12 protein-coding genes are annotated in these 12,362 nt (G+C 53.9%); 1 reads left to right on the top strand and 11 read right to left on the bottom strand.

The genetic code is table 11. The features are described from left to right. Positions 1-946: hydroxylamine oxidation protein HaoB (gene haoB, locus BMZ14_RS01240; protein ID WP_074793390.1), on the bottom strand; the 946-nt coding region annotated here is incomplete at its 3' end. 15 nt (positions 947-961) lie between these two features. After that, positions 962-2,677: a multiheme c-type cytochrome gene (locus BMZ14_RS01235; RefSeq protein WP_074793392.1), complete on the bottom strand. Its 1,716-nt coding sequence runs from the start codon at positions 2,675-2,677 to the stop codon at positions 962-964. 287 nt (positions 2,678-2,964) lie between these two features. Between BMZ14_RS01235 and BMZ14_RS15575 the strand changes: the two genes are divergently transcribed. Continuing rightward, positions 2,965-3,312, top strand: coding sequence for a DUF779 domain-containing protein (locus BMZ14_RS15575; protein WP_083396572.1), 348 nt, complete (start codon positions 2,965-2,967; stop codon positions 3,310-3,312). Between the two features lie 137 nt (positions 3,313-3,449). Here the strand turns inward: BMZ14_RS15575 and BMZ14_RS01225 are convergent, their stop codons facing one another. The 9 genes from BMZ14_RS01225 to fabD form a co-directional block, all read right to left on the bottom strand. Then, a complete protein-coding gene (locus BMZ14_RS01225) occupies positions 3,450-3,830 on the bottom strand; it encodes a hypothetical protein (protein WP_074793790.1) in 381 nt (126 codons plus the stop codon). 51 nt (positions 3,831-3,881) lie between these two features. Continuing rightward, on the bottom strand, positions 3,882-4,769 hold the full coding sequence (gene sucD / locus BMZ14_RS01220) for a succinate--CoA ligase subunit alpha (protein ID WP_074793788.1): 888 nt from the start codon (positions 4,767-4,769) through the stop codon (positions 3,882-3,884). Continuing rightward, positions 4,753-5,961 carry a malate--CoA ligase subunit beta gene (locus tag BMZ14_RS01215; RefSeq protein ID WP_074793786.1) on the bottom strand — a complete coding sequence of 403 codons (1,209 nt, stop codon included), beginning with the start codon at positions 5,959-5,961 and terminating at the stop codon, positions 4,753-4,755. Before BMZ14_RS01215 ends, sucD begins: the two co-directional genes overlap by 17 nt. Before the next feature lie 411 nt (positions 5,962-6,372). Further along, a complete protein-coding gene (locus BMZ14_RS01210) occupies positions 6,373-7,323 on the bottom strand; it encodes an HpcH/HpaI aldolase/citrate lyase family protein (protein ID WP_074793784.1) in 951 nt (316 codons plus the stop codon). A 319-nt stretch (positions 7,324-7,642) separates the two neighbouring features. Next, positions 7,643-8,632, bottom strand: coding sequence for an endolytic transglycosylase MltG (gene mltG / locus BMZ14_RS01205; RefSeq protein WP_074793782.1), 990 nt, complete (start codon positions 8,630-8,632; stop codon positions 7,643-7,645). A gap of 18 nt (positions 8,633-8,650) precedes the next feature. Next, positions 8,651-9,898, bottom strand: a complete 1,248-nt coding sequence (gene fabF / locus BMZ14_RS01200) for a beta-ketoacyl-ACP synthase II (RefSeq protein WP_074793780.1) — start codon at positions 9,896-9,898, stop codon at positions 8,651-8,653. A 32-nt stretch (positions 9,899-9,930) separates the two neighbouring features. Next, the gene (gene acpP / locus BMZ14_RS01195; protein WP_074793778.1) at positions 9,931-10,167 is read right to left on the bottom strand and encodes an acyl carrier protein; all 237 of its coding nucleotides are present in this window, start codon (positions 10,165-10,167) and stop codon (positions 9,931-9,933) included. A 193-nt stretch (positions 10,168-10,360) separates the two neighbouring features. Then, positions 10,361-11,101 (bottom strand): 3-oxoacyl-ACP reductase FabG, encoded by a 741-nt coding sequence (gene fabG, locus BMZ14_RS01190; protein WP_177186885.1) that lies wholly within the window; start codon positions 11,099-11,101, stop codon positions 10,361-10,363. A gap of 84 nt (positions 11,102-11,185) precedes the next feature. Next, positions 11,186-12,145: an ACP S-malonyltransferase gene (fabD, locus tag BMZ14_RS01185; RefSeq protein WP_074793773.1), complete on the bottom strand. Its 960-nt coding sequence runs from the start codon at positions 12,143-12,145 to the stop codon at positions 11,186-11,188. Between the last annotated feature and the right edge of the window lie 217 nt (positions 12,146-12,362).

Here is a 12,362-nt window from a genome sequence, read left to right as displayed (position 1 = left end):
GGGCAATCAGGCTGTTGCTGCTTTTGTCATCGCGCAGGAAGTAGCCGCGCACCATCTTGTCGGAGAGGGACTGCAGGGTGTGGGTCTTGAAGCCGTTCTCCTGCATCCAGCTCTTCAAGTAGCCTATCATGCCGTGCATGTTGCCTTCCATGGGGAAGTTCTTGTAGGCCATGTCAAATTGCGCCGGGCGCATGAGCCCCAGTTTGTAGAGGTCGGTGACGTGGATGGCGATATAGGCTTCGCGCGCATCCTTGCCCGCGCCGTCCATGCCGGCAAGCTCGCGCAGGATGGCAGCCCCTGCCTGCGGCTCGGCCAGGAGGGCGTCGGCGAAGCGCTGGAACTTGCGCTGCTCCTCGGAAGAGGCACTCGCACCCCAGAATTCGTTTTCGTAGTGGCGGATGGCGTCCATTTGATCCTGCCAGTGGGGGGGCACGATCAGCGGTTCGCCCACCCGCTGGGTGAACAGGGTGTCGCGCCCGGCCAGCAGCTTGATCTGGCGCGAGGTGTCCCACCAGGCCAGGACGAGGGCGTCCTTCGCGGCGTACTTGTTGATGGCCACGGCAAGCGCGGTCAGTTCGCTGAGCTTGCTGTCGGTGGTGAGCAGCAACTCGCTCGTGCGGTTTTCCCAGTCCAGCAGGACGGGTGAGCCCGTCCCCTGTCTTGCGATATGGGTGACGGCCAGGGGCTGGTCGACACCTTCGGCATAGACTTCGTATTTGGCCAGCTTGAGGTCGGGCCAGGCGGTGAGTCCCAGCTGGCTGAATTTGTCCACGTCGCCTTCTTCCACCAGCTGGTAGCGGTAGGGGGCAGGGCCGGGATTGAACCAGAGCCAGGCAAACCAGAGGAGCAAAAGAATTCCTCCCGTCACCAGCAGGATGCCCAGTGAGGGGAGGAGTTTGCCGCTGCGCCGCGCCACCTGGGCGCGGCTTGAGGTTGAGGCGATCAAGCTTATATCGAACCGCTAGGAGCGATCGTTCTTCTCGCGCCGGCGCCAGCCTGCCAGGGCGAGCGTGCCGGCCAGGAGCATGCCGCCACCCAGCCCGCCAAGCGAGATCTTCTCGCCGGTGCTGTTCAGGTCAAAGAGGCTCGAACTGCGTTTCGATTCCATCTTGGCCACCCGTGCCTGCAGGGCCGCCATTTCACGCATCTTGGTGTTCTCGTCCATGACTTCGACGTAGTCGCGGTTCATCGGGCCCCAGCCTTCGGTGTAAGTCCAGCCACCCGGGTTGACGTGGGCCAGGCCTACGTGCAGTTTGGGCAGGTTGTTCTCTCCCATTTCCAGCACTTTGAGCTCGATGGCGGCCGGGTTGTTGTCCTTGGACCAGTAGAGCTGGGTGAAGCCGGCAAACATTTCCTTGTCGGGTGCAAGCGGGGTCGGACGGTTGGTCTTCTGACCGGTCAGCATGCCTTCCTTGTAGAGCTTCTCGGCAACCGCGTGCGCTTCCTTGTACTTGGCCAGGCCGTGCAGGGTGCCCTTGTCCATGAATTCAAGGTAGGAGCGGGCAAAACGCTCGGAGTGGCATTGCGTGCAGGTCTTGACCCAGGAGTCCAGACGCGCTTCCGACCATTCGCTGTCTATGTTCTCGGCGATGCCCGGTACCGCAGGATAGTTGGCCCAGCGTATCTTCCTCACGACGTTGTGGCTGTATTTGCCTTCATATTCGAAGTGGCAGCCCTGGCAGGTCGGGGCAGTCTGCCCGCCCTTGGCGTAGGCGTCCTTCAGCGGTACGTTCCAGTTCCATTTGTTGCCCATGATGGCCACGGTCTTGCCGTGCTTGCTCATGGAGTACGCTTCCCAGTTGTTGTGGTCCACGCCACTGTGGCAGGTGGCGCAGGTCTCCGGCTGGCGCGATTCGGCCGCGGAGAATTCATGCCGGGTGTGGCAGGAGTCGCACTTGTTCTGGTTGGTGTGGCACATGCTGCAGCCTTCGGCAATCTCGCGCTGCGGCATGGAGGCAAACACGGCAACTTCCACGTTGGCCTTCCAGTCCAGTGCGTGCGAGGGACGGCCCTGCGGCCATTGCTTGTCCGGCCAGATGAGCGTGTCGCGCTCGGATTCGCGCTCGGCAAATTCCTGCAGGTGACACACGCCGCATACGTCCGCCGTGGGCATGCGAAGGTCCTTCATGTGGTCAGCCTTGCCCTTGGTGTTGATGTCAACGTGACAGTCTATGCAGCCGACTTCCTTGAGCTTCTCATTGGCACCCAGACGATTCATGGAGCGAAGGTTCTTCTCCACGTCTTCCAGCTTGGCTTTCTTGTAGTAGATCGGGTCTTCCGGCTTCAGGTTGCGGATCTTGTCCAGGTTGGCATGCGTGCTCTTCTTCCAGGCATTGACCCATACCGGCGATTCGTCCGTGTGGCATTTGACGCATTCGTCACGCGACGCAACTTCCTTCATCGAGGTCGGCGGCTTGTAAAAAGACGCCGGGTCAAAGTACATGCTCATGGGAATCGGCTCCCAGTACTTGGCCAGCGTCCCGCGACCAGCGCCTTGCGCAGGGTCCTTGTAACGCTTTACCAACGCTTCATGCAGCTGTTTGGGCGAGGCCGACTGCTCCAGATTCAGCGCTTTGTACGTCTCTTTGGGAACGCTGGGAAAGTTCGCGTACGCAGAGGCCGCAAACAGCGCCCCACACGTCAGCGTCACCAGCCTCAGCCAAGGCTTCACTAACATTTCTCTCTCCTTTACTCCGTTTTGATATTCGTTGTGCTTCGCTAACAGTGGGCTCTTGCCTGCCTGAAAACGCTCTATCCCGCGCAGAAAACCAGACCGTCCCTATTCTCACGATGCCTGTCTTGTCCGACAAAAACCCAGGGCTGTCCCCAGGCCCTCCCTGAAACACCGCGTAGACTACCCGCCAGATACTCGGGTGTCAAGAAAATTGAGGTTGATGTAGAGAACGAAAATGAGGTTGCTACAGCCAGGGTATCGAATTGTATGTTGGTCGCCGCACAGAAAGCATGGTTATGTCTGAGCACGGGTGCCACTTGAACTCGAATATTATCCGTTGTGTTGACGTAACACCTGAAGCGGCTGAATGGATCCACAAACTGGAAGCTGCTCACGGACCGCTTCTTTTCTTCCAATCCGGCGGCTGTTGTGATGGAAGCTCACCAATGTGTTACATCCGCAAGGCAAGGAGTTCGAGATCCGAGATTCCGACGTTTTTCTTGACGCGATTGAGAGCCGGCCATTTATATCAGTGGTTCCCAGTCCGCGTATTGGCGTCTACCGGACTGCTGATCGACGTGATGCAGGGAAGGGGAAGCAGCTTCTCGCTGGAAGCTCCCGAAGGAATCCGCTTTTAACTCGCTCAGTAGTGTTTACTGACAATCAAATGAAAGAGCTGGAGGCACCGGGTGAGCCCACGGGAGGGCTGCAGGATTTGATTTGATTTTTTTTGAAAATAATTTTGCTAAAGCCTTTCTTGCGCGGTATTGATTGATTATTTCGTCGCGAGCCAGGAAACGACGCCAGCCAGCACAGCAAGCAGTGAAAGACAGACAATAAGCAGAAGCTTTACTCGAACCCGAAGAACATCAATGGCCTCAACGATAAGTGCGTTCTGTTCAGCAAGCGACTTGATCAACTCGGCGGACGATCTTTGTTCATCGCTCAATTCCGTGATTTTTGCCTCCAGGAGGTAAACTCGTTTATCCTGGCTAACCGGGCCCGCGCTTGTTGATGCATTTGCAGCCTTCGAAAAGCCGCTTGTGTCCGTCTTTGTTTCCGAAAAAAGATGCTTTGCTGCTTTGACAATATGTGGCGCGGACTCCAGTACGCTTCCCCACGGAATAATTTTCAACGCTGTCATCCAGATTGCCATGTCTCAAGCCTCCACGTTCAATCAAGCTGATAAAAACCATGACCCCGCGGCTTACATCTTCGCCAGCACCTCTGCGACCGTGTCGCCAATGGCGGAGGGGGTAGGGCAAATTGTGACACCGAGTTCTTTCAGCATGGAAACTTTTTCGGCGGCGCTTTCGCCTGCCGACGAAATAATTGCACCGGCATGTCCCATGCGGCGGCCCTCGGGAGCGGTTAAACCGGCAATGTAGGCAATAACCGGTTTACTCATGTGATCCCTGGCAAAAATACCTGCCTGAACTTCCTGCGGACCGCCAATTTCGCCTATCATGACCACCACTTTCGTTTCAGCATCCTCTTCAAATCTCTCAAGAATATCACGATGGGAGCTACCTATAATGGGATCTCCCCCAATACCTACCGAAGTTGATACGCCGATACCCAGCATCCTCATCTGATCCGCTGCTTCATAACCCAGCGTTCCGGAGCGGCCAACGATTCCGACAACACCTTGCATATAGATATGTCCGGGCATGATACCAAGCATGGCCCGCCCGGGACTGATCGTACCCGCGCAGTTTGGTCCGGTCAGCACCATTCTTTCTTCGATAGGAAAGCGTCGCAAAAAGTTCTTCACAGTCATCATATCCTGCGTTGGAATCCCGTCAGTAATTGCCACACAGTATTTAATACCGGCATCTGCCGCTTCCATGATTGAATCGGCCGCGAATGCCGGCGGCACGAATACGATGCTGGCGTCGGCGTCGACTTGCTCGACAGCTTCTTTTACCGTGTTGAAAACGGGCAGCCCCAGATGTTCCTGGCCCCCTTTGCCAGGCGTTACGCCCCCTACTATATTGGAACCATAGTTCATCATATCCTGCGCATGGAAAGTGCCGGTTTTACCGGTGAAACCCTGGACTATGATGCGTGTACTCTCGCTAATTAAGATCGCCATTTCTTTTTCCTTTACTTTCTTCCGCAATAACTTCATTACGGGCCTGGACAACTTTGTCCGCCGCTTCCGCCAATGTTCCCGCCGTGATGATGGGCAGGCCGCTCTCGGCAATGATTCGCTGGCCTTCCTCAACATTTGTGCCTGATAAACGCACGACTAGCGGGACCTTGATATCAATATTTTTTACCGCGTGCACGACGCCTTCAGCGATCCAGTCACAGCGGTTGATTCCTGCAAATATGTTGACCAATATTGCTTTGACGCCTTTATCGGCCAATACCAGACGAAATGCCTTTTCCGTGCGTTCGGCGGATGCCCCGCCACCGACGTCAAGAAAATTCGCCGGCTCTCCGCCGGAGAGTTTAATCATATCCATGGTGGCCATCGCCAACCCTGCGCCATTAATCATGCAACCGATATCGCCGTTCAGGCCGATATAGCTCAAGCCATGATCGGTAGCCGCCATTTCGCGCGTATCCCCCTGGGTTTTGTCGCGCAGTTCGGCGACTTCATGACGTCGAAATAACGCGTTTTCATCAAAACTCATTTTTGCGTCGAGTGCGATGAGTTCGCCACCCGCAGTGATAACCAGAGGGTTGATTTCCAGCATGCTCGCATCAAGATCGCGCAAGGCGCGATAGCAACCTCTAATAGTCTTGACGGCGTGGCTTAATTGCCCCGCTTCCAGTCCCAGGGCAAAAGCCATTTCCCGTGCCTGAAAATCCTGAAGACCGACAGCGGGTTCGATATAAATTTTTTTGATTGCGTCGGGATCTGTTTCAGCCAATTCCTCGATTTCCATTCCGCCCCGTGCGGAACCGATCATGACAATACCTTCGGAAGTCCGGTCAATCAGAAAACAAAGATATATTTCTTTGACAATTTGTATTCCCGCTTCAATATAAACCCTTGAACAGACTTTACCCATCGGGCCGGTCTGATGCGTTATCAAATTTTTTCCCAATAACTCTTCCGCAGCCGCCTTCACTTCATCATGTGTCTTGCAGACCTTGATTCCACCGGCTTTGCCCCGCGCCCCGGAATGAATCTGTGCTTTTACCACCCACACATTTCCGTCGATTTCCCGGGCCCGCTGCACACTTTCTTCAGCACTGTAAGCCAAGCCCCCTTCCGCGGTCTTGACGCCATATTTCATCAAAATCTCTTTTGCCTGATACTCGTGTATATCCAACGCATCACCTTATTTCGTTTATAAAATAGCTTATCCGGATTCTTCACTGCGTTTGAGGGAAAACTGGTCAAATCACTTCGATGGAGAGATCCGGCGCTCATCTCGATTGGCAGAGGGCCAATTGAATGCTTTTTTATTTCTTGGGACTGGCGCCTATGCCATGATGTCGAGCATCAGCTGAAACAGATAAAAACGCCACACAGGCGGGAGCAGTTCTTCCAGGCCGGCAGACTGCGAATGGAAGCAACGCCGCCCGTATGCCGATGCCACCGCAGCCAAATCTCCTTCAGATTATCAGTTCCCCAGGTTTTCTCTTAGTATTCCCGTAATAGGCCCTCACGTACCCTGCGTGCCTACCTGGTTTGTAAGTCAGAAAATCAAAAAGGCCGCAAATGCGGCCCCGAAAATGCTTTAGGCACTTTTCGCGCGCATTGCTTCCGCCATCTTCACCACGTTATTGGCCATGCGCGCCGACGCTGCATCAATCAACCGGCCATCCAGTGCCGCCGCGCCCTTGCCTTGAGCTGCCGCCTCTTTCAGGGCAAGCAGAATACGTTGTGCTTTTTCAATTTCCGTGGCGGGGGGCGTGAACACTTCGTTGGCAAGCGCGATCTGGGATGGGTGAATCGCCCATTTACCTTCACAGCCTAAAGCGGCGGCTCTTCTCGCTGCCGCTTTAAAGCCGTCCGGGTCTTTGATATCGCCAAAAGGCCCATCGATGGGACGCAGGGCGTAGGCGCGGCATGCTACCGTCATCCTGCTTATCGCTGCGTGCCATTGATCACCAGGGTAGTCCGGGTTGAGCCCACCGATATTCGTTGTCCTGGCGCGATTACTGGCGGCATAATCGGCCACGCCGAAATGCAGTGCTTCCAGGCGGCCCGATGCGCCGTTCCTGGCGATATCTTCCACATTTGCCATCCCAAGAGCAGTTTCGATCAACGCTTCAATACCGATCCTGTTTTTCAGTCCCTGTTGCATTTCCAACTGATTCAACATGGCTTCAACCATATAGACGTCAGCATATACCCCTACTTTCGGAATCAATATGGTGTCCAGCCTCCCGCCTGCTTTTTCGATCAGATCGACTACGTCCCGGACCATGAATTGGGTATCCAGCCCATTGATTCGCACCGAGATCGTTATGCCGTGACCCCGCCAATCCAGATCATTGAGTGCTTCGATAACATTTTTACGCGCAGTTATTTTGTCGTCCGGGGCAACGGCATCTTCAAGATCGAGAAAAATGAAATCCGCGCCGCTTTTCAGCGCTTTCTCGAACATGCCCGGATTCGAACCCGGAACAGCGAGTTCGCAGCGTTGCACCCGCAGGACGGACGCTTCATACAATGTGTGACTCATGATCTATCCTGTTGAATTATTAAAATCTGGAGGCTTGGTTGGCGTAGCGGGAGGGCCCGCGGATTTCTGATAACCCGGTCGAGGAAGAAGCAACCGGCATGTTTTATTATTTATTCAATCCGCCATTCTACTTTTGAAGACGCCAATGTTCAATTTTTACTTTTACAAGGATGCGAAGCAGGGGAAATTAAAGATTACGGAATGAGATGGATGAGATAATTGAACGCTTCAATTTATCGTCTCCCAATGTAAAATTCGCAAGATTTTCCGGTGAACGGAAAACAGGTTATCGCTCATGGATAAGAATTTGAAGGTCGCACTATCGTTTCTGGTATCTTGATACTGCCCGATTGTGATCGGTCAAATGACGGGAAAAGTGTGATTCCCCATTCCCTTTTGCCACAAAATACAGCGCATCGGTCTCTGCTGGATTGAGCGCCGCCAGTATCGAGGACAATCCTGGCAGGGCAATAGGGGTGGGCGGAAGGCCCCGACGGGTATAAGTATTGTATTCCTGGTCGGTTAAAAGGTCTTTTTTACGGAGATTGCCATCAAATTTATCGCCGAGGCCATAAATAACGGTGGGGTCAGTTTGCAGCAACATGTTTATTCGCAAGCGGTTTATGAATACGCCGGCCACCATGCGCCGGTCGCTCTCTCTGCCTGTTTCCTTTTCCACGATTGAAGCCAGAATCAAGGCCTGGTAAGGGTCAGCCAATGGCAGATCAATGGCCCGCTCAGCCCAGGCCGTATGAAGATGATGGTGCATCACGCGGTACGCGCGCTTCAATATTTCAACGTCACTGCTACCCCGCGCGAAAAAATACGTATCCGGAAAAAACAGTCCTTCTGCTGCTGTTTCGGTTGCGTCGATCAGCTGCAAAATTTCTCTGTCGGTCAAGTTGGCGGTAGCGTGCCGGAGGCCTGGATGCTCATTCAAAGCCTGCCTGAGCTGGGAAAAAGTCCAGCCTTCTATGAACCTGATCTCGCTTTGGTTTATATCTCCCCTGGTGATGCGCGCAAGCAGCTCAGCCGGCGAGATATTCTCGGTAATCTCATAATCGCCGGCCTTGACTGACGACGCAACTCCGGTTAATCGCGACAGCAGGACAAATGACCAGCTGTCATGCAGAACCCCTGCATCAGCTAATTGCTGTGCAACGCTTTTTAAACTGCTGCCCGGGGTGATGGAAAATTCGTATGGGACGACGGGGAGCTGAACGGAGGCATTGACGTGGTAAGCAAGCCACCCCGTGAACAGCAAGAGGCCTGCAAGGGATAGATAAATCAGACGTTTTAGCGTACGCATGCGCTATAACGGCAAAGATCAGGTTTTACGGAAAATCAATGTACCATTCGTGCCGCCAAAGCCAAATGAATTTGACATCGCCACGTCGATTTTCATTTTCCGCGCAGTATTGGGAACGTAGTCCAGATCACATTCCGGATCCTGTTCGAAGATATTGATCGTGGGGGGGGAAATCTGATCATGTATCGCCATAGTGCAAAATATGGCTTCTATTCCGCCTGCGGCGCCAAGCAGATGGCCCGTCATGGACTTTGTCGAGTTCACAGCGAGCTTCTTGGCATGCTCGCCAAAGCAGCGTTTCACTGCAACGGTTTCAGAGATGTCGCCCAACGGCGTGGACGTCCCGTGAGCATTGATATAATCCACCTCGGCGGCATTCATGCCTGCATTTCTCAACGCGTTCGTCATGCAGCGCGCGGCGCCCTCCCCATTTTCGGGGGGTGCGGTCATATGATAGGCATCCGCGCTCATGCCGAAGCCGGCCAATTCGGCATAGATCTTCGCACCGCGCCGTTTGGCGTGCTCCATTTCCTCAAGTACCAGAATTCCCGCGCCCTCACCCAGAACAAAGCCGTCCCGGCCTTTGTCCCATGGTCGACTGGCAGTAGCCGGATCGTCATTGCGGCTCGACAAGGCTCGCGCAGAGGCAAAACCGCCAATGGCGAGTGGCGTTACGCACGACTCGGCGCCACCTGCGATCATCACATCCACGTCCCCGTACTCGATCAGGCGCGCTGAATCGCCAATGCAATGCGTGGCCGTTGTACAGGCAGTGACAATGGCAAGGTTGGGTCCCCTGAAGCCAAACATGATGGACAGATTGCCTGCGATCATGTTAATGATGGTGCTGGGAATGAAGAATGGTGATATCTTGCGCGGGCCACCCGCTTGATAGGCGTCATGCGTATCCTCGATCATCGATAAACCGCCGATGCCCGAGCCTATATTGACCCCGATACGCTCGGCATCGAGACTGGTCGCGGCGAGATCGCCGATGCCCGCATCCCTCACCGCCTGGATTCCAGCAGCCATTCCATAATGGATGAAAATATCCATACGGCGAGCATCCTTGGCGGAAAGGTATTGGGTAACGTCAAACCCCTTGACCTCTCCAGCTATCCGGGATGAGAACGCGGAAGAATCGAAGCGGGTTATTTTGTTTACGCCGGATTTCCCGGCGAGAACATTGGCCCATGCATCTGGAACATTGTTACCGACAGGCGAAATCATGCCCAGTCCGGTGATGACTACCCTACGCTTGGACAAGATGTCTCCGATTGGGATGTGCTTGAAGCAAATTAGTTGGTGTGGGAATTTATATAATCGATGGCCTGTTGGACGGTATTGATTTTCTCTGCCTGTTCGTCCGGGATTTCACATTCGAATTCCTCTTCGAGTGCCATGACCAGCTCGACGGTATCAAGCGAGTCTGCGCCCAGGTCATCCACAAAAGAGGATTCGCTCTTGACATCGGCCTCATTCACGCCGAGTTGCTCAGCCACGATTTTTTTTATACGCTGCTCTACATTTTCCATCTAGTACCTCTTCTCCGGTAAGAAAAACGCCGCCATTCTAGCAAGTTTTCGGTATTAATAAAATCTGAACGCTTCAAGGCTCGAAAAGCTGTCGAGCCGGCCACCAGGGCTTGATCTTTATGCTTGCTGCGATTAATGATCGACAGACTGAATGAAGCAAGAAATTCATGGAAGTCATGGAAGTTTTGTCTTCTTAATCCATATACATTCCACCGTTGACATGAAGCGTCGCGCCGGTAATATATCCTGCGGCCGGCGAGGCAATAAAGCCAACCGCTGAAGCTACCTCCTCGGGTCGTCCCAATCTGCCCAGCGGCACCTGCTGGAGCAGGATTTGTTGTTGTTTCTCGGTGAGAGAGCGGGTCATATCGGTCTCTACAAAGCCCGGCGCAATACAGTTGACCGTGATATTACGGCTGCCCACTTCACGCGCCAGCGATTTGCTGAAGCCGAATATGCCCGCCTTGGCCGCTGCATAGTTTGCCTGACCCATGTTGCCAGTCGCGCCCACTACCGAGGAAATATTGATTATCCGCCCGTAGCGGGCCTTCATCATCGCTCTCAGTACTCCACGGCTCAAGCGGAATACCGATTTGAGATCAGTTTCCAGAATTTCATCCCATTCCTCATCTTTCATCCGGAGAAGCAGGTTATCTCGAGTGACACCCGCATTATTCACCAATATTGCAATCTCCCCAAATTCCTCGCAAATCCTTTTCAGAACGCTTTCGATCTGAGCGGCATCATTTACGTTCAGAACCATTCCGGTCCCTTTGATTCCGGCCTCTCTCAGGTAGCTGCCGATAGCTTGAGCGCCAGCCTCAGTGGTGGCGGTACCGACCAGCGTAGCACCTTGCCTGCCCAGTTCAAGCGCGATGGCGCGTCCAATGCCCCGGCTCGCGCCGGTCACGAGCGTTATTTGATCTTGCAGCATTATTCCCCAGTTCTTTCAGTCACGATCAACATGGATAAGCTCTGCGTGCCAGAAGGCGCCCGGCCATATCCATCCCTTGTCACGTCATGCATCCCGCATCAATACGCTTTTCGCATAACTGAGCGCTGCGCTATCCGTCAATGCCAGGCTGTGCAAGCCTGCGTCTATGCGCTTGTTAAGCCCTGACAGCACCTTGCCCGGCCCGCATTCCACCACATGGGTAACGCCCCCGGCAACAAAAGAGCGAATGATTTCCGTCCAGCGCACCGGACAGGATAATTGCCGTATCAAAACCTCTTTTATGCTATCGGTATTTTTGTGCCGTTGAACATCTGCATTGTGCAACAACGGGATTTTTGGCGCTTCGAGCGTCACAAGCTCCAGCCGCTGCTGCATTTTAGCTGCCGCACGGCTCATCAGCGAACAATGCGACGGTATGCTCACGGGCAGCATGAGCGCCCGTTTCGCACCTTTTGCCCGAGCCAGTTCCATGCCGTGCAATACCCCGGCCTTGTTACCCGCGATCACTACCTGCCCAGGCGAATTGAAATTTGCCGGCTCCAGTAATTCTCCATTTGAAGAATTCGTGACTTCATCGCAAACTGCCCGTACCACCTCATCATCAAGACCAAGAATGGCCGCCATCGCCCCGGTTCCTTCCGGTACCGCCTGTTGCATCGCTTCTCCCCGGAAACGTACCAATGGCAGCGCGTCGGCAAAAGCCAATGCCTCGGAAGCGACCAGCGCAGTATATTCCCCCAGACTATGGCCGGCTACGAACACCGGTTTCATGTCCCCCATACTTTGCCATGCGCGGTAAACAGCAATGCCGGCTATCAGCATCAATGGCTGGGTATTGACCGTTAGATTCAGCTTATCGGCCGGGCCGTCATTTACGAGTGCCCAGAAATCCTGTCCCAGAATATCGGAGGCCTCGGAAAAGGTTTCGCGCACCACCGGAAAATCCGCATATCCCGCCATCATACCTGTCGATTGCGACCCCTGGCCGGGAAACACACACGCGAACTTTTCGGGAAGGTTCATTGGGAATTGCGTTAGTTGAACAGAATTGATGAGTAATTCATTCGCATTTTTGAATCACGTGAAAAAGAAACGGGATGTTGGCTGAAGCCAAAAAAAAAGCTCTGCATGCGATGACGATCAGGTCTTCTCCAATGCGTATTTCTGAAAAATGCGGAAGATATGAGACGGTAAAATGGATACCCGGCAGATATTGCTACCATTGGCCGATTAAATTCTC

This window comes from Nitrosospira briensis (assembly GCF_900115125.1).
Classification (GTDB): domain Bacteria; phylum Pseudomonadota; class Gammaproteobacteria; order Burkholderiales; family Nitrosomonadaceae; genus Nitrosospira; species Nitrosospira briensis_A.
This window is presented reverse-complemented; position numbering and strand designations above follow the sequence as displayed.